Origin of the sequence: Aliarcobacter cibarius (assembly GCF_013372265.1) — a bacterium.
GTDB lineage: Bacteria > Campylobacterota > Campylobacteria > Campylobacterales > Arcobacteraceae > Aliarcobacter > Aliarcobacter cibarius.
This window is the reverse complement of record NZ_CP054051.1, coordinates 2,177,562-2,200,182: the sequence shown is the minus strand read 5'-3', so window position 1 is coordinate 2,200,182 and position 22,621 is coordinate 2,177,562. Positions and strand designations below refer to the sequence as shown.

26 protein-coding genes and 1 pseudogene are annotated in these 22,621 nt (G+C 26.2%); 3 read left to right on the top strand and 24 right to left on the bottom strand.

Annotated features, from left to right (window positions below; genetic code table 11):
* Nucleotides 1-11: 11 nt before the first annotated feature.
* The 3 genes from ACBT_RS11050 to istB all read left to right on the top strand — a co-directional run bounded on the left by ACBT_RS11050 (nucleotide 12) and on the right by istB (nucleotide 3,518).
* Nucleotides 12-854, top strand: a complete 843-nt coding sequence (locus ACBT_RS11050; RefSeq protein ID WP_024774504.1) for a hypothetical protein — start codon at nucleotides 12-14, stop codon at nucleotides 852-854.
* A 330-nt stretch (nucleotides 855-1,184) separates the two neighbouring features.
* Complete coding sequence (gene istA / locus ACBT_RS11045) at nucleotides 1,185-2,732, top strand: IS21 family transposase (protein ID WP_201768304.1); 1,548 nt, start codon at nucleotides 1,185-1,187, stop codon at nucleotides 2,730-2,732.
* Nucleotides 2,733-2,777: 45 nt separating this feature from the next.
* Nucleotides 2,778-3,518 carry an IS21-like element helper ATPase IstB gene (gene istB, locus ACBT_RS11040; RefSeq protein WP_024774502.1) on the top strand — a complete coding sequence of 247 codons (741 nt, stop codon included), beginning with the start codon at nucleotides 2,778-2,780 and terminating at the stop codon, nucleotides 3,516-3,518.
* Nucleotides 3,519-3,728: 210 nt separating this feature from the next.
* Here istB and ACBT_RS11035 read toward each other — a convergent pair whose 3' ends face one another.
* The 24 genes and pseudogenes from ACBT_RS11035 to ACBT_RS10930 all read right to left on the bottom strand — a co-directional run bounded on the left by ACBT_RS11035 (nucleotide 3,729) and on the right by ACBT_RS10930 (nucleotide 22,615).
* Nucleotides 3,729-3,992 carry a hypothetical protein gene (locus tag ACBT_RS11035; protein ID WP_024774501.1) on the bottom strand — a complete coding sequence of 88 codons (264 nt, stop codon included), beginning with the start codon at nucleotides 3,990-3,992 and terminating at the stop codon, nucleotides 3,729-3,731.
* Nucleotides 3,993-4,042: 50 nt separating this feature from the next.
* Nucleotides 4,043-4,666, bottom strand: a pseudogene (locus tag ACBT_RS11030) (nucleotidyl transferase AbiEii/AbiGii toxin family protein); the annotation flags it as partial.
* Between the two features lie 12 nt (nucleotides 4,667-4,678).
* Entirely contained in the window at nucleotides 4,679-4,783 is a 105-nt protein-coding gene (locus ACBT_RS11740; protein ID WP_228130274.1) for a nucleotidyl transferase AbiEii/AbiGii toxin family protein, read from the bottom strand.
* Nucleotides 4,776-5,174 (bottom strand): hypothetical protein, encoded by a 399-nt coding sequence (locus ACBT_RS11735; protein WP_176325398.1) that lies wholly within the window; start codon nucleotides 5,172-5,174, stop codon nucleotides 4,776-4,778. The genes ACBT_RS11740 and ACBT_RS11735 overlap by 8 nt, the downstream gene beginning before the upstream one ends.
* 79 nt (nucleotides 5,175-5,253) lie before the next feature.
* Nucleotides 5,254-5,580, bottom strand: a complete 327-nt coding sequence (locus tag ACBT_RS11020) for a hypothetical protein (protein ID WP_024774500.1) — start codon at nucleotides 5,578-5,580, stop codon at nucleotides 5,254-5,256.
* A gap of 82 nt (nucleotides 5,581-5,662) precedes the next feature.
* Entirely contained in the window at nucleotides 5,663-6,316 is a 654-nt protein-coding gene (locus ACBT_RS11015) for a DEAD/DEAH box helicase family protein (protein ID WP_024774499.1), read from the bottom strand.
* A 230-nt stretch (nucleotides 6,317-6,546) separates the two neighbouring features.
* Nucleotides 6,547-8,181, bottom strand: a complete 1,635-nt coding sequence (locus ACBT_RS11010) for an ArdC family protein (RefSeq protein ID WP_024774498.1) — start codon at nucleotides 8,179-8,181, stop codon at nucleotides 6,547-6,549.
* A complete protein-coding gene (locus tag ACBT_RS11005; protein ID WP_157833398.1) occupies nucleotides 8,171-8,311 on the bottom strand; it encodes a hypothetical protein in 141 nt (46 codons plus the stop codon). Before ACBT_RS11005 ends, ACBT_RS11010 begins: the two co-directional genes overlap by 11 nt.
* Nucleotides 8,312-8,320: 9 nt before the next feature.
* Nucleotides 8,321-8,812, bottom strand: coding sequence for a lytic transglycosylase domain-containing protein (locus ACBT_RS11000; RefSeq protein ID WP_024774497.1), 492 nt, complete (start codon nucleotides 8,810-8,812; stop codon nucleotides 8,321-8,323).
* Complete coding sequence (locus tag ACBT_RS10995) at nucleotides 8,812-9,858, bottom strand: toprim domain-containing protein (RefSeq protein WP_024774496.1); 1,047 nt, start codon at nucleotides 9,856-9,858, stop codon at nucleotides 8,812-8,814. The genes ACBT_RS11000 and ACBT_RS10995 overlap by 1 nt, the downstream gene beginning before the upstream one ends.
* Nucleotides 9,858-9,980: a hypothetical protein gene (locus ACBT_RS11800; protein WP_266094533.1), complete on the bottom strand. Its 123-nt coding sequence runs from the start codon at nucleotides 9,978-9,980 to the stop codon at nucleotides 9,858-9,860. Before ACBT_RS11800 ends, ACBT_RS10995 begins: the two co-directional genes overlap by 1 nt.
* A gap of 17 nt (nucleotides 9,981-9,997) precedes the next feature.
* Entirely contained in the window at nucleotides 9,998-10,636 is a 639-nt protein-coding gene (locus ACBT_RS10990; RefSeq protein ID WP_024774495.1) for a hypothetical protein, read from the bottom strand.
* A 159-nt stretch (nucleotides 10,637-10,795) separates the two neighbouring features.
* Nucleotides 10,796-11,464 carry a TrbM/KikA/MpfK family conjugal transfer protein gene (locus ACBT_RS10985; protein WP_051429930.1) on the bottom strand — a complete coding sequence of 223 codons (669 nt, stop codon included), beginning with the start codon at nucleotides 11,462-11,464 and terminating at the stop codon, nucleotides 10,796-10,798.
* Between the two features lie 9 nt (nucleotides 11,465-11,473).
* Nucleotides 11,474-13,300, bottom strand: a complete 1,827-nt coding sequence (locus ACBT_RS10980; RefSeq protein ID WP_034218416.1) for a type IV secretory system conjugative DNA transfer family protein — start codon at nucleotides 13,298-13,300, stop codon at nucleotides 11,474-11,476.
* Complete coding sequence (virB11, locus tag ACBT_RS10975) at nucleotides 13,284-14,303, bottom strand: P-type DNA transfer ATPase VirB11 (RefSeq protein WP_024774493.1); 1,020 nt, start codon at nucleotides 14,301-14,303, stop codon at nucleotides 13,284-13,286. The genes ACBT_RS10980 and virB11 overlap by 17 nt, the downstream gene beginning before the upstream one ends.
* Before the next feature lies 1 nt (nucleotide 14,304).
* A complete protein-coding gene (locus ACBT_RS10970) occupies nucleotides 14,305-15,495 on the bottom strand; it encodes a TrbI/VirB10 family protein (protein ID WP_024774492.1) in 1,191 nt (396 codons plus the stop codon).
* Nucleotides 15,485-16,372 carry a P-type conjugative transfer protein VirB9 gene (gene virB9, locus ACBT_RS10965; RefSeq protein WP_024774491.1) on the bottom strand — a complete coding sequence of 296 codons (888 nt, stop codon included), beginning with the start codon at nucleotides 16,370-16,372 and terminating at the stop codon, nucleotides 15,485-15,487. The genes ACBT_RS10970 and virB9 overlap by 11 nt, the downstream gene beginning before the upstream one ends.
* Before the next feature lie 13 nt (nucleotides 16,373-16,385).
* A complete protein-coding gene (locus ACBT_RS10960) occupies nucleotides 16,386-17,072 on the bottom strand; it encodes a virB8 family protein (protein WP_024774490.1) in 687 nt (228 codons plus the stop codon).
* Nucleotides 17,072-17,251, bottom strand: coding sequence for a hypothetical protein (locus ACBT_RS10955; RefSeq protein ID WP_024774489.1), 180 nt, complete (start codon nucleotides 17,249-17,251; stop codon nucleotides 17,072-17,074). Before ACBT_RS10955 ends, ACBT_RS10960 begins: the two co-directional genes overlap by 1 nt.
* A 93-nt stretch (nucleotides 17,252-17,344) precedes the next feature.
* Nucleotides 17,345-18,220, bottom strand: coding sequence for a type IV secretion system protein (locus ACBT_RS10950; RefSeq protein WP_024774488.1), 876 nt, complete (start codon nucleotides 18,218-18,220; stop codon nucleotides 17,345-17,347).
* 21 nt (nucleotides 18,221-18,241) lie between these two features.
* Nucleotides 18,242-18,613: a hypothetical protein gene (locus ACBT_RS10945; RefSeq protein ID WP_024774487.1), complete on the bottom strand. Its 372-nt coding sequence runs from the start codon at nucleotides 18,611-18,613 to the stop codon at nucleotides 18,242-18,244.
* A 56-nt stretch (nucleotides 18,614-18,669) separates the two neighbouring features.
* A complete protein-coding gene (locus tag ACBT_RS10940; protein WP_024774486.1) occupies nucleotides 18,670-19,380 on the bottom strand; it encodes a type IV secretion system protein in 711 nt (236 codons plus the stop codon).
* 18 nt (nucleotides 19,381-19,398) lie between these two features.
* Nucleotides 19,399-19,836, bottom strand: a complete 438-nt coding sequence (locus ACBT_RS10935; RefSeq protein WP_034218415.1) for a cag pathogenicity island Cag12 family protein — start codon at nucleotides 19,834-19,836, stop codon at nucleotides 19,399-19,401.
* 10 nt (nucleotides 19,837-19,846) lie between these two features.
* Entirely contained in the window at nucleotides 19,847-22,615 is a 2,769-nt protein-coding gene (locus ACBT_RS10930; protein ID WP_024774484.1) for a VirB4 family type IV secretion/conjugal transfer ATPase, read from the bottom strand.
* Between the last annotated feature and the right edge of the window lie 6 nt (nucleotides 22,616-22,621).

Genomic DNA, 22,621 nt, shown 5'->3' with positions numbered 1-22,621 from the left:
AAGACTAATAAATGAAACAAGACTATTTTACTTTAAATAAGCAAGAAATTTTAAAATTTATTTATTCATATGAATTTTTATCCCAGGGGCAGTTGAAAGAGATATTAGTAATATTAAAAAATAAATCTTTAGTATCAAATAGTCTATCATTTAACTCTTTTTTATTGAAGCTTATCGATGAGGGATTAACTCAAAAAAGTATCATTATAAGAGGACATTTAAAAACAAGATATACCTTTAATCAAGATTTTAATATCTATAATTTTTGTAATTCTTTAGAAAAAAATAGTTTTTTTTCTATGAGTACAGCACTTAATATTCTAAAAGTGAGTTATTTTAGAGATGAGTACATATTTATTTCAAAAGAAAGAACAAAAAGAATAAAGCATAGCAATGCAATTTTAACTCAAGAAAATATAAATAATGCTTTTAGTAAAAGACCAAGAAGAACTGCTGCTTATGATAAAATTGATAATCGTATTGTAATTCTACTTGAATCAAATAATACTAATAGTTTTGGAATTATAAAATATGATGGATATAAAATATCTTCAATTAATAGAGCTTTTGTAGAGATGATTACAAATATTCATTATTTTCAATCTAGCAAAAATGTAATTAAAGTTTTTACAAATATAAAAAATAGGCTTGACGTAGATGAGATTTACACTATTATTGAAAAATTTGATTTTATCTATCCTTACTTTCAGTTAGCAGGATTTTATTTGGAACAAATTGGTTATTCACAAAATGAACTTTCAAAATTTCATGCAAAGAAATCAGAACTTAATTTTTATACTGAAAAAAATAAGGACTACTATATGCTAAATAAATATTGGAATATTTTCTATTAATCTAGATGTAAAACGATGTGCTAAACTGGACAGTTGATTTTTGAAAAAAGTTACCTTTAAAAGCATAAACCATCTTTATTTTTTCTACCATTTTAGTTGGAGATTTTGCTCCAAACTTATAAATATCTCAATTGATTGTTGGGACGCAAAGAATTTAGCCACCGAGTGCATTCACACTTGGCCAGCTGACGCATTATGATTTGGCCAGTGTGCGCATCTCAAAGAGAGCCACTAAAACCTTTATGATGCGTCTATAAGTTTGAGTTAAGTTTAGAAGTATTCTTCAATATAATACACCTAAAAAAGGTGTAAATAATGAGGAGAATAGATATGAGTAAAATCAAAGAAGTATTAAGATTAAAGCTTCTTAATCAATTGTCAAATAGACAAATACAAACTATTACTGGAGTTTCCAGGAATAGTGTTGCTAATTATGTAACTTCATTTAATGAAATGAATCTCTCTTTGGAAAAAACATTAAATTTAAATGATGTAGAGGTAGAACAACTATTTCATCCTAAAAAACCTTCGGAGAAAAAATCAACAACTACAGCTATTGAAATAGATTGGGATAATGTACATTATGAACTTTCACAAAAAGGGATGACTAGAAAACTATTGTATGAAGAGATTTCAGTAAATAACCCAAATATCTATAGTTATAGCCAATTTAATCGTTACTATAATAAATTTGTACAAACAGTAAATCCTTCAATGAGACAAATACATTATGGTGGAGATAAACTTTTTATTGATTATAGTGGTCTTACAATGCCAATTGTAAATCAAAGAACTGGTGAAATAAGTAAAGCTCAAATATTTGTAACAGTTCTTGGAGCTTCAGGTTATACCTATGTTCATGCAAGTATGACTCAAAGCACAAAAGATTTTATAAATTCCAATATAAATGCTTTTTATTTTTATGGAGGTGTTCCAAATATATTAGTACCTGATAATTTAAAAGCAGCAGTTATAAGTAATAAAAAAGGAATAGTAAAACTAAATGATGCTTATGCTGATATGGCTAGACATTATGGAATAGCAATAGAACCAGCACGACCATATAAACCACAAGATAAAAGTAAAGTAGAACTAGGAGTTAAAGCAATTCAGCGATGGATACTTATGAGATTGCGTCATCATACTTTTTTTAATGTTGATCAATTAAATGAAAAGATAAATAAATTGCTAGATTTTTATAATCTTAAAAAAGTAAGAAGATTTAATAAAAGTAGAACTGAACTATTTGAACTGTTAGATAAACCATATTTACACCCTTTAAGAGCAAATCGGTATGTTTATAAAGAGTTTAAAAAAGCTACTGTTGGAATTGATTACCATGTTGAACTTTTAGGAAATGGATACTCTGTACCATATCTTTATTTAGGTAAAAAAGTAGATATTACATATTCTTCAACATCAGTAGTAATTTCACTTGATGGAAATGCAATTGCACATCATAAAAGATTATATCAAGCATATACAGATTCAACCATGAAAGAGCATATGCCTTTAGAACATCAGTATCAATATGAGAAGTGGAATAGTAGAAGAATTTTAAATTGGGCAAATAGTATTGGAAAAAATACAAGTTTATTAATGCAACAAATAATGGATTCAAAAGGCCATGAAGTAAGAGCTTATAAATCTTGTATAGCAATACTAAGTTTCTCAAATACTTATGGAAAAGAGGAGATTGAAAAAGTCTCAAAAGTTGCACTTGAAGCAAATATTTTAAAAGTAAGTTTAATTGAAGCAATGCTAAAAACAAAAAGTTATCTTTACTATTACACTCAAGAAAAAAGTGTAAATAACTCTTACTTGAATGACCATGAAAATATTAGAGGTGGATTATATTATGCAAAAAGTGATATTTAACTTATCGACAAAAATTAGAAAAATAAAAACAATAAGGAAAAAATCATGATATCAGTTGATACAATTGTACAGCAACTAACAATATTAAATCTAACAGGATTTAAAGATTCATTATTGCATCAAAGTAATGATGCTAATTACAGCTCATTGAGCTTTGAAGAGAGGCTTTATCATCTATTTGAAGCAGAGATTATTCAAAGAGATAATAAAAGAATCAAAAGAGTTTTACAAGCTGCAACCCTAAAAGATAAAACAGCTTCACTAGATCAAATAGAGTATCTTCCAAAAAGAAATTTAGATAAATCAGTAATTATGTCATTAGCAACTGGAAATTTCATAAAAAACAATCAAAACGTTCTAATTACAGGTCCAAGTGGTGTTGGAAAGAGCTTTACCATGCAATGTCTTGCAAGAAGAGCAATTGATTTAGGATATACAACAAAGTATTATAGAGTTTCAAACTTACTTGAAGAAATTAGAGTTTCAAGAATGGCAGGAAATTATACAAAAACTTTAGCAAAAATCTCAAAATTTAAACTTTTACTTCTAGATGACTTTGGAGTATCTGCTTTAAGACCTGATGAAGTAAATGATTTATTTGAAATTATAGAAGATAGAGTATTTAATGGTTCAATAATTATAACAGCTCAACTTCCAATAAAAGATTGGCATGCATATTTAGGAAATGAAACAATAGCTGATGCAATGATGGATAGACTTATTCATACTGCACATAAATTGGAATTAAAAGGTGGTTCTATGAGAGAATATTTAGCAAAAAAATAAAAACATTTGGCCACTTATGTTACAATACACCAAGAATACTTTTTAACTATTCAACTGGCCAAATGTTTATGCATTTGTGTGGCCAAGTGCATGCGTCTCAACAATTGATATTTGATTCTCTATTTTCTTTTAATCTATGGTATATAATTTTACAAAAATTGGGATTGAATCATAATTTTAAAATCTATTCACTTTTGTTTTTCCAGTACATTATAACTCATCAAAATTTGGTATATCAGACCTTAAAAGTTTTCTGAAATAATCTTGTCTTACACTAAATCCAATTTCTTTTAATTTATCATCAATAGCTTGTAATTGACCCTCCGAAAGATAAATATTAACAGGAGTATTTAATTTCTTTGTAAACTTTTTAGGGCGACCGATTTTATCCGTTTTTGAATCTGTTATCTCTTTTGTTTCGATAATTACATTCAAATCGTCTATCTTTACAGGTTCTATTTTTCTTTTTGCCATTTTCTTTCCTTTAATCTTATTTAGTATTAGTTAATATTTTATAATATTAATTATTTCTCAATACCTTGATTTTTAGATATTGCTTTATCTTTTAGTTTAAAAGTTTTTTTTTGTTCTAAATTGTTTTTATTTTCTATTAATATTTCAACTTTTTTAAGAATATTTTGTGAATAATTATCTGTAATATCGATATCTTTTGAAGAAACTAATTTGTGTTTTTTGACTTCATCTTTTAGAAGTAGATTTAACTCTTCTGTTCCAGCATAAGATACTTTTTCGTGTACAGCAAATAATGACTCTTTACTAAAATTTTTAGGGTATTTCTCAAGTAAATATCCTAAATCATAAAAATCTCTAATTTTATCTCTACCGCTAAAAGCAATAGTTTTCATTTTTATTAGTTCATCTATTGAATATACATTTACTCTATCAATATTTTCATATTTTAAAGAGTCAGTTTGCAGAAATATTTTATTTCTATTGCTTACTTCTATTTTTAGATGATAATCTTCTAAGTGAGATTTAGCTTTGTAATCTATCATTGCTCTAAATACAGTATCAGTATCTTTTTTAATATTTATATTCCAGTTTTTAAAATCTTTATGATTTTTAAGTTTATTTATAAAATTCATATTATTACTTTTTGCATCAAAATCTAAATCTTCTGAATACCTATTTAATCCATACTATAAAGATAAAGCTGTACCACCTTTAAGTACAAAATTATCTCCAAAATATGGCAATATACTTTTCATAAGATTAATTCTATCTTCTTGGTATTTTTCAAGCATTTTTTATTTCCTTAAAATATAGTTTTGTGAGTTCATATTTCATAAAATCTTCAATATTTTTATACTTGTTAATAATTTTTGAGTATTTAAACAATTCTACTGCTTCATCATCATCTAAAAAATCATATACACAATTTTGAAGTTCTCTTGTATTATTTTCATAAACTAAATCAGCAATAGCTCTTGGATAGTTTGCTGTATATTCATCTTTATTTAAAAAAGGTATATATCTTTTTGAAATACCACTATCTTTTAATATTTCATTGTAAGGATATTTTTTTAATTCTTTCTTCTCATTAAAATAAAATTGTGGGTGCCAATCAGCAATATAACCATTAGAAGTAGGAATATTTAAAGCTTCCCAGCCTGAAATATAATCATTTGCAGACATATATTAATTCCTTTTATTTTTTATATTCTATCGTAATTATGAATTAATATTATTAAGTATTAATAAATACTATTTAATATTATAAATTATCTTTTATAAAATCTTTTAAATATTGATGAAATTGATTTTTTAGTTCTTGATTATCTTTAATCATAGTTTTTATAATGTTTAATGTTTTTTTAATATCATTTGGAAAATTAATTCCAAAATCTTCTTTATCAAAATCTATAAATATTTCATTATAAATTCCAAGCTCTCTACATCTTTTTTTTATTGCCATAATAGAGTTGTTTTTTTTCCATTTTGATATCGCTTGTTGAGATATCTCAAGTTTAGTTGCAAGTTCATGCATACTAAATACATTAAAATAAGCCATTAGCTTATTTATAAGAATTTCAGAATTCAAATTTGACCCCAATAAAAATAATAAGTATCATTTCAAGATTATATATTTTCATTATATCCCTCTTATTTAAATTTTTCATATTTTAACTGTAATGAACAGTTATTAAGTCAACAAGTTCATCAATTAGCTTATCAACATTTTTATATTTAATATTTTGTTCAAATTTACCTTTTATATCATCTTTTTTACTATTTTCATCTACTAACTTTCTCATAAGAGTAGTTTTTGGAAGAAATAGAGTAGGAAATCTTACAAATCCATTTACTTCTATATGTTCTTGAAATTCTTTTATTTTGTCATCTCTAGTTGTTTTATCCACAATAAAAGCTCCATTTAAAATGAATATGATTTTAGCTTTTATATTGTTTTTCAAAATATAGTGAGCTGTTCTCATGCTTTCAGAAATACTTTCATAATCATCAAAAGAGGGGATAATATAAAAATCACTTTTTAAATCAACTAACCTCTCATCAAAATATCCACCCAAATCACAAATTAAATAATTTGATTTTGTTCTTATTGTTTGTTCTGTAATTTTATCTCTCAAAATTAAACTGTCATCATTTCTAATAATAGATTTATTTTCAGGAATATTAATTGTTGAAACTACATTATAAGCTTCACTATCTCTTTTTTTATCAAAATTTAAAATAGTAGTATTTAGTTTTTCAGCTAATAATCTTGCAATTGAGCTTTTCCCACCACTTCTAAAATTTGCTGTTGTAATAAGTAACATTTCTTTTCCTTTTATTTGATATTTATTAATATTTTTTAGTATTAATAAGTTGCTTAAGAACCATGATTTTAAAATATTTATAAATGCTTAATAGTATTAATAAACATTAATTAATATTTGTAATTTAATTTTGGTCAAAAAAAATATAGCACCAAGATTCATCCTTGGTACTACATTTATACTATTTTTTAAGACGGTACAAATAAATTCTGTTTTATTCTTTTCCGTTATTATCTTTCAGCTTCTATGCTTTTCCTCTCTTTTAATTTAAATGGTTTTTTATCTGAAATATCATGACCTGGTTTCTCATTTAAATCTTTTTTAATTTCAGATATTTTATTTAATTCCCATTCTTCTATTTTTTGAGGGAAATGGTATTTTTCTAGAAGCTCTTTTGCTTCATTATGATTTAGTTTATTCCAAGTTTGAACACCTTTATCATCTATATTTAAATGTTTGATTTCAGAAAGATCACTGTTTGCCATTAGATAGTTTGATTTTAAATTTGATTCAAAAAAAGCTGATTGAAGAGTGATAAATTTTGGATAATGATTTTCTAGTTGAGTTTGATATTCTTTTAAAATTGGAAAATCTTCATTTTTAGTAAAATTATAATCTAAGGATATATCTTGTGTTTTATAGGAATTTTCAAGCTCTTTTAGTGAGCCCTTGTTATTCTTTAAATCATCAATAGTTATAAATTCTGAATCAAACCCTCTTTTAAAAAGGTCATTTTTACTAATATCTAAAGCTTTTTTGTACTCAAGATCTGATATGTCTTTATTGTTGAGCTCTTTATTTGAAAGATCTTGTAAAAATTTGTAATCATCAATACTTTTATTAAAAATATTATCTTTCCAATTAGGAACATTATAATTGATTGAAAATTCATGAGTTATATTTTTTTCTAAAGCTTTATCAATATATCTCTCTTTCACAAAATCAACAATTTTAAAGCTATCTTTAACTGCTTCATAAATTTCCGTTTTTTTATCTTCTAAATCTTTTGTCCAGCTATCTATATAACTTTGATGGTTACCTAAATTATAATCCATTCCTAGCTCTTTTGCTTGCAAAAAACTATAAATTTCAGCTCTTAATTCTTCTTTTGCATATGCAGGGGTACCAAAAGAATTTGCTAAATCTCTATTTAGTCTTGATTTATGTCCTGTTGAGTGTCCTAGTTCGTGAAAAGCTGTACTGTAATAAGCTTCAGCACTTGTAAATTGTTCTTTCAATGGTAGTACAATTTCATCATTTGAGGAGTCATAATATGCTCTTGTTTGATAAAGATGTTTTATTTTTACATCATTTATATTGTCTAGAACTTTTTGGCACTCTTCATTTGAGATAAAATCTTTTTTCTCAAAATTATTATCTTTGTACAAAGCTTTAAACTTATCCATATTAATATCTTTTATTTGAGCTATATTAAAAACATTAGAGCCTTTAAATATCAAATCAATTTTCTTTTCTCTGTTTGAATCTACTAATAATTGTTTAGATTTATTATCTAAAGTTTTATCACTTAATATTTTTTTCTCTTTTTTTTCAATATCTTCTTGTGTTCTAACTTTTCTCTCAAAATATACAATATCTGTAGATTTACTACCTTTTTCAACAAAACCACCTAGATCTTTTATCTGCTTAAATGTAAGCCAAGAATTATCTTTATAATTTTTTTCAATCCTAATTAAATCAAGCATAAATGCATTCATACCTTGATATATTGTTCCAGTTACAGGATTATGCGCTTGATATTTAAAATCATTTGCTTTCCACTCTTTTAACCAAGGAGCTGTTCCATTTTTAATAGCTTCATAGAATATATCAGCTGTTTTTTCTATGTGTTCTTCATATTTCATCACTAGGTACCTCAGTGTATATATCTATATCATCTTCATTTTCTAATTCCTGATACATTCTTTTAAAATCCTCTTCAGATTCTAATTCAATGATCTTTTCATCTATTTCTAAATTTTCATTATTTTCCATTTTCATTTCCTAGATATTTTTTATTAATTTTGCTTGATAATATTTTGTTTGTAGATATTTTTCATATTTATCAATATAACCATTTTTAAAACCATTTATAAAAGAGCCGGTATTGTAAGCACTTAGTGCTTCTTTGACTCTTTTTATTTTACTTTTTAATACATCTGTTTTTAAATAAAAGTTGTAAAAAACTGTACTTGCAAGATATATGTTTTTGCAAGGATCTAAAGCTTCATCTAAATTTGTGTCAAGTCTTTTAAAATTATCACTATTTAGTTGCATATAACCAACATCAATACTAAAACCTTGATTGATATAATTCACTGCAATTTTTTTAGCTTCATCTTTTGTTTTTGGATTAAAAGATATGTAGCTTTTTCCATCTTTATTTACATTAATTGCAAAAGGTTTTTTTGCACTCTCATTTTTAATAATTGCTTGCACTACATTTGTTGAAACATTTATGTTTTTACAGTTTTCAATAAATAGTTGATCTATCATCATCTCTCCAAATTTTTTGTGTTGGTTGTTTTATGTTTTAAGGTAAATACTTTTTTATTTCTACAATGCATTTCTGCTAAAAAATCTGTCATATCAAAGCCTTTAAAGAGATTTAGATTATATTTTTTAGCTTCATTTTCCCAATCCCAGGACTTTACACTTTTAGTAATACCTTTTAATTGATCTACTATTTTTTCTGTTCCTTTTTTTCCAGCATCATCATAATCATAAGCAACTATAATTTTCAGATTTGAAAATAGATTTAAATGCTCTTTTTGTATATCGCTATTTTCTGCGCCTAAAGTTATTGCTCTATAACCATTCCCTAGCATATTTAAAGTGTCTTTTTCTCCAGCACATAGATATATTTCAGCATCCTTGTCTTTTTGGTACTGTTTTAAATCTGTAATATTAAAAATAGTTCTTTTCCTACCTTTACTAAATAAAACTTTAGGAAGTTTAATTTCTTTATCATCTTCATCTAAAAAAGGTTTTGGATTTTTATTGTATTTCCAAAAAGTTATAATGTTTTCATTTTCATCAATAATTGGCATAATTAATCTATCTGATTGTTTTATATATCCAATTTGATACTTTAAAGCTAATTCTTTTTGTTTTGTAAAGCACATAGATGGTAGAGCTTCATTCAATAATTCTCTAAATCTATCAAAGTTTTCCACTCTTTGATTTTTAAATTCTTCAACAAAATCTTTTGAAATAAATTCACTTTTTACATGATTATTTGTCATTTTTTCTTTTGAAAAATCTATTTGAATAGGAAGATTTAAAAGAGTATAAGCTTGATCTTTTAATTCGTTAAATTTTAAAGTTGGATTAATAAGTTGTAAAAAATCTATAATATCCCCATGATTTTTTGTGTAATTATTAAAAGGACTGGCAGTCCAACAATGAATAGAACCTTTTTCATTTATTTTCATGTCAGGAGTGTTTGAACTATTCCAATGAAAACTACCATTTTTAAATACTTCAAAACCAAGTGATGAAATAGCATTCATCACTTGTTCTTTTGTTGCTTTAAGTGCCATTATCTTACAAAATCATTATGGCTTCTAATCTTTTGTCTAGGTTTAAAAGCTCTTAGTTTTTGGTGATTTGGAGGGATATTTGTTTTCTCTGGATTAATCTCTTTTTTGCTCTTTTTTTTCATAATTAAACCTTTGTTTATTATCTTTCTATATCTTTATCTACTTTTTTGTCTTTAGCTAGATATAGTTTTTTTTTACTAGATTCATTCTGTTGATTTTCCACTTCTTTACTATTTTTATATAACTCATTATTTGCTTGTATTCGGTAACCATCTTTACTTAAAATAACAGTATGTCTTTCGTTTGTTGAGCTCTCTTTATCAATTAACTCTTGTTTTATTTCATCATTTTTCAAAGTTATTCTTGCACTTAGATATGATGATTTTTCAGTAGATGTAATATTGATGCTATCAACTAACTCTTTTGAATTATTATTATCATTTAGTACATGGTAATAAGTTCCATTTTCCTTATCTACTTTATTAAAATTAATATATTTAGATTCATCTTTCGGATCTTCCATAGATTTTAAAACAATATTATTATTCTCATCTTTATTTACAAAAAAATTCTGGTAACCATTTTTTGTGTTTAATGATAAAGAAACAGCACCTCTTTTGGTATCAGCTACAGTTCCTGCTTCTCTTACAATATCAGTTAAAGCAGTTTGTTTTGTTCTATCTAAAAGATTTCCTTCTTTATCTTGATATTTTAAAGAGTTATTTACTTTCACCGCTAGTTGTGGTTTTTCACTTGTTGTTAATTCTAAAAATGCCATTTTTGCTCCTTTTAGCAATATTTTGTAAGAGATTGATTTAAGTAAACTCACTATTGGATAAATTTTTTGGCTCAATTTTTTATACACCAAAAATATAGGCATAAAAAAAGGAAAAGCTATAAAACTTTTCCTTGATTACTAATATTTTAAATAGATAGACTATTTGCTCCAAATCCAACAATTTTTATTTATTGGAATATTTTTATATTTTACATATTCTTTAAAGCTAACTCTTGCATATTCTGATTGTTCTGTAGAAGTTAGTTTTTTATACTCTGGATAAGAAATAGATTTTTCAGCTACTTTTTCATAACCATTTTTCCAATCTTCTTCTAAATACCATTTCTTTGGATCACAAGTATAAATAGGATTTATGTTTGTATACACACTGCTTGCTAATGCTTTGCAAGATTGATTTAAAGTAGGTGAGATTTGGTAAAAAATTTGATAGTTAAAAGAGTATTCATCATTATTTGAATTATTTCTACTTTTAATAGCTACATTTAATTCATCTAAATCACAACCACTTTTTAAATTTTTAATTATGTTATCTCTTAGATTTGTAAATTCTCTATCCTTCTCACCTTCATCTCCAATTGGACATAGTTTTAGAAAATTGCCTCTAGCTTTTAGTGTATCGCTCCATTTTTTATGACTAATTGAAAAATATCTATTTAATGATGGATTGCACTCTTTAGGTCTTGTATTGCTACTTAAACATAAAATTGCTTCACAAGATAGTTTTGTATCCCCTGTTAAGATTTCATTTGAATATAAAAAAGAACTATTTATAAAAATAGCTCCTAAAACTGTTAATTTTTTCAGCATTTGATTCTCCTATTTATCTATTTTTTGGATTGGAATTTCTATGCTTGTTTCATTTAATTGAATCATTTTTTCCCAATCTTTATAATTTGGTTTTTTAATATTTTTCATATGTGAAGATATTTTTCTAAATTTATTTATGAAATATTCATCATTGTAGTAAAATGCTTTATTGCAAATAATCGGTTTTGACCCCTTTAACATCAGTAAAGCTTTGTTTGATGGAAGTTCAATTAGTTCTTGAGGAAGCATCAAAGCTCTTCTTTGTTCACTAAGACTATGAGAAGAACTTCCTCCCTCAAGTAATGCTCCATGATTAAAAGATCTTGATTTTACTTCGACTGTTGTATCACCTAATCTTTTACTAATTTTCTCTGCTTCTTCAAATTCACTTGGAGTGTAATAAATTTTTGCACCCATATTCTGTAATAAAGTACTCGCTCCATCTTTTCCATAACCATCTGGAATAGGAGCTTCTAATTGACTAATTGCTTGAAATATCATCATTATTCTTAGATGATAACCAGATATATATGAAACTCCCTTTTTAAGAATTGGCATGTTTCCAATACTTGTAAATTCATCCATTAAAAGTAAACAACTGTATATTAAATCTGGATTATTTTGAGGTAATTCTTTTGTATTTACATTTATTAGTTGAGAAAAGAATATATTTAATATAGGTCTAGAAATTGCAAGTTTATCAGGAGTTATACCTATATAAATGGTTGTCTTTTCTTTTCTTAAATCTCTTAAATCAAAATCACTTGCAGCTGTTGCAGTTGTAATTGGTTCATTTCTATAAATCATAAGAGGAGCGTTAAAAGAACTCATAACGCCTGATTTTGTATTTTGACTATCAATAGTAAGATAACTATTTAATCTATTTTTTGTCTCTTTTGATACTATATCAAGAAAATCTAGATATTCAAATGTATCATCAAAACCAGATATTTTTTGCTCTTCATTGTTTTCTCCTTCAATTTTTAAATCAAATCCTGCACTTAAATTTAGTAAGCCACAAAGTGACCATTCAACCTTTAAATTATTTTCATCTAAAAATTCTTTACCTTCTGCTGTTAGTGCTAAATCTTTATAAAGATAAGCAAGACCTATAAAAAGATTTTGTGCTTGTTGATTGAAAAATACAGTTGTGTTATCTCCATCAGCTGGATACAATAGATTCACAAAATCTAGTAAATCATTATCCATAGTCATATTGTTTGTTAAATCTATGTAAGTTAGTGGATTGTATCTATGGGTTCTAAAATCAAATGGATTAAATAAATAAACTTTTTGACCTAAAATATCTCTTCTATATTTACTTGAAAAGTTGAAACACTCTTGTTTGATATCTAATACAACGCAACTTTCTTTCCACTCCATTAAGTTTGGAATAACTATAGCAACACCTTTACCACTTCTTGTTGGTGCACCTAATGCTAAAAATTCACTACTTTGCCATTTTAAAAGCTTTCCATTTTCAAGTTTTCCTAGAATTAAACCATTATCATTTAATAAACCTAATTTCTTAATTTCTGAGGTTGATGCAAATTTTGCATTACCATGTAATGATTTTTTATTTGGAATCAAAATTAAAAATAGCCCAATAAAACTAAAAAAACTTATAGTATATGCCAATGCTTCATATGCTTTTGGATAACTATTTACCAAAGCTTTGTAAGTAAATAAAAGATCATATTGATTATTTATCATTTTAAAAATATTTATACTAAAAAAACCATTTAGGAAAAATACTAAAATGCCTGTTGTTATGTAGCTAAATATCAAAACAAATAATATAAAAAATATGATTTTACTTTTATTGATATTTTCCATCATTAAACCCTTTGTAGTAAACCTCTCCAAAATGCCTTATGCCATCAATATTTTCGATATGAATAATTACATCGATAACTAGTTGAAGGCTTTTTTTAATTACTTCAAATGGTATATTTTGTACTTGAGAATTTAGTTCTACCATGCTACTTAGCCTATAAAAGGCTTGTTCAATTCCTCCTGCATGTATAGAAGTGATGCTTCCACCATGACCACTATTTAAAATATTTAGATATTCATATGCTTCAGCTCCACGTAATTCAGCTAGTAAAATTCTATCAGGCTTCATCCTTAGTGATGATTTAAGTAAAGTTGTACTTGTAATTGGATCACTTTCTTTAGCTTCACTTGGATAAAAAAGTTGCACATAGTTTTTATGATTATAAAAAGATATTTCTTCTGTATCTTCAATTGTAATTATTCTTTCCTTGTCGGGAATATAATCTATTAGAGATTTCATAAATGTAGTTTTTCCACTACCCGTTGCTCCAGCAATCACAATATTTTTCCCTTGCCTAATTGCTTCTAATAAAAAAGAATCCCACTCTTTTTTTTCAAATAAATTAATTAAATTCTTTTCTTCTGAATTTGACATCTTCTCATCACTTCTTATTGCATTATCAAACATACCTTGCTTTTTATAATCTTCCATGGTGTATCTTACCCTTGAAGGTTTTCTAATAGTTACTGATATTCTAAATTTCTTTGTAACTGGAGGAATAACCACTTGAACTCTTTCACCAGTGTTAAGTGTTGCACTTAATACTGGTTTATTGTTTTTGAGAGTATCTTCTTTGTAACTTGCAAGTGCAATTGAAAATGCCATTATCTGTTCAAATGAAATATTTCTTTGATGTTCGGTCCATAAACCTTTATTATTTTGAGTCCAAATTGCTCCATCTCCGTTGTAACAAATTTCATTTATAGATTCATCATCCAAATACTCACCAAATAAATTTCTAGTTTGAATTTCCAAACTTCGTGAATAGTTATTTATACTCATATTAGATCTTCTTTTTTAATTTGTAAACTTTTGAAAAGTCAATATCTCTATTTACATAAGCTCCTACCAAATCACCATGTTGTTTATAAATAGTTGGTTTTATATTTATAAATTTCTCAAGAGCTATATTTGCCATATTTGATGCATTTTCTCTTGTATTCTCAGAATAATCAATTTGATTTCTACTGCTGTTGCCATTATTCTTATTTGTGAGTTTCCAAGCTAAAACATTAAATACATCATCTACTGCACTTAGTAAAATAGAACTTCCAAATCTCATCATCCATTTATGATCAATTTCTCCTTCTAAACCAGCTCCACCTAACTCATCACTAGCACCACTATTTAATGGTATTCTTAAATGATTTGGGGTCCTTATCTCTTGCCAAATTACAAAGTATCTACTTGCTCCATCGTTTGCATCTCCACCTTTAAATGTTCCAAATAGTTTTGAACCTCTTTCAATTAAAAGAATATTTCCATTACTTGAGTAGATGTTTTGACTAACAGTACAAGAAGTGCTGCCACTTAAATTTGAAATAAATCTAGTATCTAATGAACAACCAATATATGAACCTTTTGGAAGTAAAAAATCAGGATTAAATTGACTTATTTTTGCAATTGAGGGAGCAAATGTATCTCCACTATAAAGATCTGAACTATCGCTTTGTAAATCATTATTTTTATTTTGTTCATTTTTTAATTCTTCAATTTGTCGATTATATTCATCATTTGGATTTGAATTTTTAATTAACACTTCACTCTCTCCTTTTACAATCATTTGTTTAAACATAGGTGGTTTTAGATTTGTTGTAAAAGTTTCACCGCTTTCTTTTATAATTTCAAATTGTTTATTAGTTTTTAAATCTTCAATACTATTTAAAAATTCATCTTTAGGATTTTCTTTAATAGGAAGCTCTTTAGATAAAGGTTTTACAATAGTTGCTGCAATCTCTTCTTTTTTCACTTCATTTTCTTTGGAACTCCCAAAAATAGTTACAACGGTTTTATAAACAAGATATAAAAAAATAATTACACCCATTATAATAAAAAGATAAGTTTGCATCTTTTTTAATGTACTTGCACCTGGTTCTTTCATATCAGTAATTTTTGGATTGATTATCTTCTCTTCATTTCTTAACTCATCTTTTGAGTCATCAGCTCCTTCACTGTTATATATTTTATTTTCCATCTATAAGCTCCCTTTGAATATCTTTTGAGATTGTTGTTTGTTGAACCTCTTTTGGATTAATTCCAAAGCTTTTATTCCAAATACCAACAATTCTATCTCCGCTTCTTAGAACAAATTGTTTAGCTGTTTTTTGAATAACTAAAACATCATAATTTCCATCTTTTTTAATATGTGTATTTAAAATGCTCTCTTTGTCATTTTCATATAAAAATACAGATGGAATATCTTTTATACTGTTAAATCCAAGGTAGGTAAATTGTCCATCATCATATGCAAAAGTAGGGGATATATTTTCACTGTATTTATTCTGGTTCATGTAATAGTCCCAATTTCTAGGAATAGCTGTTTTATTTAACTCTTCTCTTATTTCATCTTTTTGGATAATCTCTTTTTTCAATTTCTCCTGTTGTTGTTTTTTATTTAGTTCTTCTTGTGGATATTTAAAAGTAAATTTGAAGTAGCTATTTTTATCGGTATTTAAATCAAGATTAAAAACATACTCTCTTTTATTTGTAAGTACAATAAGATTTGTTTTCCAATCATTTGGATTTGGATCAATAATCATTTTTTTATTAACTGTTTCTCCTAGTTCATCAATTGCAAAGTTGCTTTCATAGGATTTTGGTTTTATAAATACAAAGTTTCTTCTATCTTGAATATCCCAACCAGAACTAAAACCACTTGCCATATCTAAAATTCTTTCATCTTCGGCAAACTGTATAACTGTTGTGTATCCATTTTTTGCAGAAATTTGAAATACATCATCTTTATTAAAATTTGTATATACAATTCTTTTATCAAATAATGTACTTTTTGGAATATCAATTGCAAAGAGTACATTTATTGTAAATATTGTGAAAAAAACTAATTGTTTCATTCTTATGCTCCTATTAATAATGTTTTATTTCTTCATCAACTCTGTATGAAGAAACAACAAATCCAAGTGGGTTTTCTAATCTATTTTTTGTATTGAGTTTTATTGGTAAGTATTCATAAGCAAGTGTAATTACTTTAATACTTTTTTCAATATTTTCACTTGAAGCATCTTTTTTAATTATTTCGGCTCTAATGGTACTTGTTCTAGTTCCATTGCTTTCATTTAGAACAATTGATAAAATATTTACATCAAGTTCTACATTGTTTTTATAAATAGAAGTTTTTCCATATTTTTCATTTGTCATCTCTTCTATATAATTATCAGCTACTTTTTTACTTGAATAAAGTTGAGTTGTTTCATAGTCTTGGTTTAAAATATTGTAAAAATATTGTTCTCTTGTTTTTACATATTTATAGATAAAATGTTTATCCCAAGCTTCACTGGTTGTTAAAATTTCTTCTTGAACATCAGTTATCACATCTAAAAAACCATTTTTATCAACTTTTACAACTGCTAAATCTACTCTTTTTAAAGGTAACATCACTATAATTGCAATTGTTAAAAGTAGAGAGATAAACCCAAAAATAAAAGTTACCAGCCAGGCTCTTTTATTGCTTTTATCAATTATATAAAGCCTTGAACTCTCAAAATCCAAGGCTTTACTTTGATTAAAATTATCATTTGTAATATTTTTAGCCATTACTTAACTACCTTTTCATTACCAATAATCTCTTGATTTATTTTATTTATTGGTTGCCAGTTTTCTTTGTTTTCGAACAAATTCTTATTTTGAATATCATTTATATTTGGTTCTAGTTTTTTTGAACAACCAACAAGTAATAAAGATATAAACAGTATTAATAAATTACTAATTCTCATTTTTTTCCTTTGATTGATTTGCCAAAATTTAGGCATAAAAAAAGGCAGAACTATAAAGTCCTACCTTTGATTTAATATTTTGATTTACTAATCTTATTTAGATTTGGTGTTTCTAAATTGTTTTAGATAATTACTAGTGGATTGACTTGCTTGATTAAAGCCACTTTCTCCAACGCCTTCAATACTAACCTGTGCTAATTTCTCTGCTATTGTTACAACAGTTTTAAGAAGCATAAATAGTAAAAAACCATACATAATTCCCTGCATTCCTATTGCAATTGCATCAACTTTATCTGCGTTCATATCAACCTTTGTTAAAAATTCTCCATATTTTAATGAGAATTGATTTAAAAGCATTCCGACCATATAAACTGTAAGTAAATTTCCTATGAATATAGCTAACCATTGTGTAAACACATTTTTAAACCATCCATAAAGTCTAGCGAATATTACTATTGGTGCTAGAATTAATATTAATCTTAATGTAATGTCAGTTGTAATCATCACTAAAAATGCGGGAACAATTCCTATCATAAATGATATCAGATTTAAAATTACTCCAATTAATGATTGAAATATACTTCCATCCCATATCTCAGCATTTTCATATAGTTTTGCATTTAATTTAATAACTGCATCGAGCTTTGCATCTAATACAGCATACAGGTTTTCTCCGCCACTAAAAGAGTTATGTAGCTGCTCCATTGCATCTTTCACTAAATCTAGCCATCCTCCAATATTTAGTGCAAAAATTGCTATAAACATCTTTAACATTAGGTCAAATATTACATCTCTTATAGGATCATTTATTTTTCCTATTAAAGTTAGATAAGCTTTAAATATTACTTGTATCGTAATTGTAATAGCTATTAAAGAAGCAAGAGTTGTAATTAAATCAGAGTTTGATTGAGTTCTTAAAAAATTTAAAATTTCATTTATTGTTGAACCTAATTTTTGAAATACATCCATGAATTCCTTTCCTTAATATAGTTATCTTATTAAATAACCTTTGTTAAGTTCTAATAGAACTTTATCTACAACATCTTTTCCATATTTTGGATAGAGTTGACCTTTTATGACAGTTAAATTAAGTTTTATACCACCATGTGTACTGTTAAGTTGAGTCATCTCATTTTTAACTTGTTCGTAAGTGAACCATTTGTTTTTTGTTTTTAAATCTTCAATCCAAGATTGAACAATTTCCTCTTTATGACTAGCTTCTGCTACTTCTTTTGCTTTCATATAGCCAAGAGTTACTGTATCTCTTTCAAATTGTATTTTTGCATTTTTAAGAGTTTCATCTTCAGTGCAACCTGTAAAAAGTAAAGTTGCTAAAACAGTTCCTGCAATCAATTTTTTCATCTTAGTTCCTTCTTTATAAATAATTAATTATATTATATCTTTTTTATTAAATAATACTAATTAATTAGTTTTACACTCTTTCCTAATCTATTGTGAAAATCACGAGTGTGTTGTTCTTCTTCTGCCTTTTGTAAAGCTTCATTTTGTTTATACATCATATCAAGCTTCATTTGTGCAACTTGAATATTTCCTATTTCTATATTTATAGCATTGGCTAAATCCTGGCTCTCTTTGATATCTTTTGAAGCTGATACATTTTTCCCAAGTGATTCTAAATTTTGGGAAGATTTATTTATCATATTGTTTGTAGCTTGAACAGTTGCAATATTATTAACTTCTCTTTTTAGTACATTTTTACAATTTGCAATTTCCCATTCTCTACTTAAATCTTTACATCTATCATAAACATTATACTTATCAAAAAGTTGGTCACTCATCTTTCCAATTTGCCCTGATTTTGTTCCACTAAGATTTAAATAATCATCACCATACATTTTAGAATATTCACTTAATTTGTTTAAATCTTTTAAAAATCCAACAGTATCTCTAACACCTGTTTTACTTAGCAAATCATTTTCATAAGCTTTTAATTGATTTTGATAATGTGTTGCAGTTTTTGCCCATCTTTCGGCCTCTCTCGCCCATTCTTCTATGGTTTTTATATTTTGAGCCATTGATTGTGCGTTTGCAACTCCATCTACAACAGGAATACCACTTGCATTTAATAAGTTTATTGTAATTAATATACTTAATATATATTTTTTCATTGTTTTTCTCCTTTATATTTAACTTTTTATTCCATTGAAAAAAAGAATATTTATTTTTTCAAAATCTTTTTCTAATGGATTTATTACCTGTAATTTTATATTTCCTGTGACTTGATTATCTAAGAAATATTTTTTATACTCTTTTATTAAATCTTCTTTTCCTATTAAAACTATCTCTTGTGAATTGTGAGCTATAAAGAAAGTTTTAACAATTTCGCTATTTTTAAAAAAATTATCTCCTTGCTTTTGAGCGACTATTTGATAAGTCCAGTTCTCATTTTTTAAAAATGGGTCTTTAGGAACTTTATATTCCTTGTGTAAGATGAACTCTTTATTTATTGTTAATGCTGTATTTCTTTCCCATTCTACTTTTTCAGCATCGGGTATTTTGTTAGAGCAAGCTGTAAAACTTAAAGCAGTTAAAGCTGCTAGACTTAATAGAATTTTATTTTTCATTTTTTATCTCCTAAATGTTTTTGTAATAAGTTCTTAAATTCTCAACTTTTTGATTAAGAGTTAAATTCTCTTGTGAAAAAATTGATCTGATTGTTTCTACGTGTGCAGTACTTGTTGAGATGATGCTTATATTCTCTTTTCCTAATTTTGATAAATCAAGATTTACAACAACAGCCTCATCTGAATTTTTTACTAAAAATGGATATTGTGCAGGATTAAACTTTTTTATTGTTTCAAACTCTTCAACAGTGCAAGAAAGACCATTTACATAATCTTCATAATTTGCTTTTTTATTTGGAAAAAAGATATGAGTTTGTGTTTGCTCAACTATTGCTCTTGCAATTTTTAATTTTAATACATCCTCAACACTTTGACTAGCCATTCCGATAAATCCATTCTCTTTTCTAATAGTTTTTAGTTTATTAAAAACTTCATCTTGAATTAATGGATTATCAAGCCATTGCCAGAACTCATCAATAATCATTCCAAATCTTCTACCATCAATTAAATTTGTAACTCTCCATAAGATGTAATAACTTAAAGGTGCAGATACATCAGGATCATTTAAAAATTCTGTTCCATCTATTCCAAAAAAGTTAATATTTTTTGAAAAATCTAATAAATCATTTTCATTGTCAAACACCCAAGCATATTTTCCATCTCTTGCCCATAAAGAGAATCTTTGTTTTAAAGAGTTTTCATCGCTATTATCATCTGTTAAATTCTCCATCAAAAGAGATATTCCATATTTTCTGTCTTTTAGAGGAATAAAATCCATAATAAAACTAATTGCATTTGCCAACTCTTTCTCTTCGCTAGTTTTTAGTGATTCTCCTTTATTTGTAACTAAAATCTTCATCAATATTTCTAAGGCTCTTTTATTCTCTTTAGTATTTTCAATCATAAAAGGATTAAACCCTGTTGAAACTCCACTTTTTATAGAAATATATTTTCCACCAGCACTTAAAATATTTCCCATAGCTCCATAATCTTTATCAAGGTAGATTAAACTCATCTGTTTTTTATTGGAACTTAAATTATTTGGAAATGTTTCACTATTTTTAAACTTTAAAAGTTGGTTACATAAAAATTGCATAAATGCAGTTTTTCCACCACCACTTTGCCCTAAAACTAAAAAGTTAGCTAGTGTCGTATCTCCAAAATCATCTTTAGATTTAATAGCATGCAGATTTAAGTAGTATGGCTGTTTAGATGGAGTTTTTAAAACGGTTACACAATCACCCCAACAGTTATTTTTTTCTCTTCCTTTTGGAAAATTATGTAAAGCTATTAAATCACTATAATTTTTATTAGTTATCAAACTAACTCTTGGTCTTAGTACAAAATTAGAAGGTATTTGTGCAAAGTAAGTACTAGGAAGTGCAATATCTGCTAATGTTACTCCAAATCCTAGATCTTGCATTTTTGTGATAACTTTATTTGTATTCTCTTTTGTACTTTTTGCATCTTCTCCAAAGACTAATAGGGAAAAATGGTAATTTCCAAAGCATATATCACCATTTGTTAAATCATCTAAAGCAATATCAAATTGTTCTGCTTGTGTAAAACTATCATCTTCACTTGCTTTAAAATGTTTTTTCTGTTTTTTTAATTTCTCTTTTGCTTCATGTCTTGCAATTGGAGAAAAACTTTGTGTCATAGTATAATTTACATCTAAATACATTAAGGCATCTAAAATACCTATCATTGTGTAAGAGCTATACTCCTTAATCTCAATTATTTGTGCAAACTGTTTATTTCCATTTGTATAATTTAACTGTATTAAGTCATAGGAAAATTGGATATTTTTTAATCCACCAATTAAATACTCATTTAATGGTGCATTCAAAGCTCTTGTTTTTAGAAAAAATCCACCTAAAAGGTAGTTGTAAAACTCTAATTGACTTGAGAATAAAGAGTTATTATCATTATAAATTTTTAGTTTATTTGCTTTGAAATGATTTAAATTTGCTTCAAATCTATTTGTATAATCTTCAAATCTCACAAAATAGTTTAAAAGATCATTTCTCTTTTTATTCTCATTTAAACTTTGAAATTTACTTTTATCTAAATTATTTACAAAAGGATTATAAATAATTGTCAAATAAAGATTAGTCGCTTTACTGCTACCCTTTGTAAATGATTTAAAATAGAGTTCATTTACATCTTGAAGATATGAATTTCCATATTCAACATCTAAATTTATATTTGTATCGTGTCTTGAAGAGTGAAAGTAAAATGAAACAGGTTCACTTGCAAAGGCTTGAAAAACATTTGCCAAAATATTTTTATAGTAGTCTTGATTACTATTACTTTCAACTTCAAAATCTATTCCTTTGATTTCCCATGAAGTTATAAAATTAAAATCTTTTGTTAAAACTACATCATCATTTATCAACGATGAAAAAGGTATAAATTTCTCAAAAGAGGGATTAGAATTTAATCCCAATATTGAGATTGGTGGAAAATCTACTAAATTACTCATCTTTCTATACTCCATACTTGAATAGGTTTTTACTCCATAATATTTTTTATTTAATTTTGAAGTAAACATTTTCATTCTTTGAAAAAGCAATGAAAACATAAAATCATCTTGTGAAGCTATAAACTTCATAATAAAAAATACTGGTATTGAAAAAAGCATAATTGAAAGATTTATCCAAACTGAAATAAGTGAAAACAGACATAACATTATAATTAATGGATAAATTGGAACACCCCATAACATTGCTGGTCTAGTCATTCCTTTAAATAGTATTTCTAAATTTTTTGCTTCCATAATATT

Bases quoted from the DNA above. Each gene is read 5' to 3' on its own strand.
- ACBT_RS11050 (WP_024774504.1), top strand. From the start codon at position 12: ATGAAACAAGACTATTTTACTTTAAATAAGCAAGAAATTTTAAAATTT.
- istA (WP_201768304.1), top strand. From the start codon at position 1,185: ATGAGTAAAATCAAAGAAGTATTAAGATTAAAGCTTCTTAATCAATTG.
- istB (WP_024774502.1), top strand. From the start codon at position 2,778: ATGATATCAGTTGATACAATTGTACAGCAACTAACAATATTAAATCTA.
- ACBT_RS11035 (WP_024774501.1), bottom strand. From the start codon at position 3,992: ATGGCAAAAAGAAAAATAGAACCTGTAAAGATAGACGATTTGAATGTA.
- ACBT_RS11740 (WP_228130274.1), bottom strand. From the start codon at position 4,783: ATGCTTGAAAAATACCAAGAAGATAGAATTAATCTTATGAAAAGTATA.
- ACBT_RS11735 (WP_176325398.1), bottom strand. From the start codon at position 5,174: ATGTCTGCAAATGATTATATTTCAGGCTGGGAAGCTTTAAATATTCCT.
- ACBT_RS11015 (WP_024774499.1), bottom strand. From the start codon at position 6,316: ATGTTACTTATTACAACAGCAAATTTTAGAAGTGGTGGGAAAAGCTCA.
- ACBT_RS11010 (WP_024774498.1), bottom strand. From the start codon at position 8,181: ATGAAATATGAAGAACACATAGAAAAAACAGCTGATATATTCTATGAA.
- ACBT_RS11005 (WP_157833398.1), bottom strand. From the start codon at position 8,311: ATGGAAAATAATGAAAATTTAGAAATAGATGAAAAGATCATTGAATTA.
- ACBT_RS11000 (WP_024774497.1), bottom strand. From the start codon at position 8,812: ATGATAGATCAACTATTTATTGAAAACTGTAAAAACATAAATGTTTCA.
- ACBT_RS10995 (WP_024774496.1), bottom strand. From the start codon at position 9,858: ATGGCACTTAAAGCAACAAAAGAACAAGTGATGAATGCTATTTCATCA.
- ACBT_RS11800 (WP_266094533.1), bottom strand. From the start codon at position 9,980: ATGAAAAAAAAGAGCAAAAAAGAGATTAATCCAGAGAAAACAAATATC.
- ACBT_RS10990 (WP_024774495.1), bottom strand. From the start codon at position 10,636: ATGGCATTTTTAGAATTAACAACAAGTGAAAAACCACAACTAGCGGTG.
- ACBT_RS10985 (WP_051429930.1), bottom strand. From the start codon at position 11,464: ATGCTGAAAAAATTAACAGTTTTAGGAGCTATTTTTATAAATAGTTCT.
- ACBT_RS10980 (WP_034218416.1), bottom strand. From the start codon at position 13,300: ATGGAAAATATCAATAAAAGTAAAATCATATTTTTTATATTATTTGTT.
- virB11 (WP_024774493.1), bottom strand. From the start codon at position 14,303: ATGAGTATAAATAACTATTCACGAAGTTTGGAAATTCAAACTAGAAAT.
- ACBT_RS10970 (WP_024774492.1), bottom strand. From the start codon at position 15,495: ATGGAAAATAAAATATATAACAGTGAAGGAGCTGATGACTCAAAAGAT.
- virB9 (WP_024774491.1), bottom strand. From the start codon at position 16,372: ATGAAACAATTAGTTTTTTTCACAATATTTACAATAAATGTACTCTTT.
- ACBT_RS10960 (WP_024774490.1), bottom strand. From the start codon at position 17,072: ATGGCTAAAAATATTACAAATGATAATTTTAATCAAAGTAAAGCCTTG.
- ACBT_RS10955 (WP_024774489.1), bottom strand. From the start codon at position 17,251: ATGAGAATTAGTAATTTATTAATACTGTTTATATCTTTATTACTTGTT.
- ACBT_RS10950 (WP_024774488.1), bottom strand. From the start codon at position 18,220: ATGGATGTATTTCAAAAATTAGGTTCAACAATAAATGAAATTTTAAAT.
- ACBT_RS10945 (WP_024774487.1), bottom strand. From the start codon at position 18,613: ATGAAAAAATTGATTGCAGGAACTGTTTTAGCAACTTTACTTTTTACA.
- ACBT_RS10940 (WP_024774486.1), bottom strand. From the start codon at position 19,380: ATGAAAAAATATATATTAAGTATATTAATTACAATAAACTTATTAAAT.
- ACBT_RS10935 (WP_034218415.1), bottom strand. From the start codon at position 19,836: ATGAAAAATAAAATTCTATTAAGTCTAGCAGCTTTAACTGCTTTAAGT.
- ACBT_RS10930 (WP_024774484.1), bottom strand. From the start codon at position 22,615: ATGGAAGCAAAAAATTTAGAAATACTATTTAAAGGAATGACTAGACCA.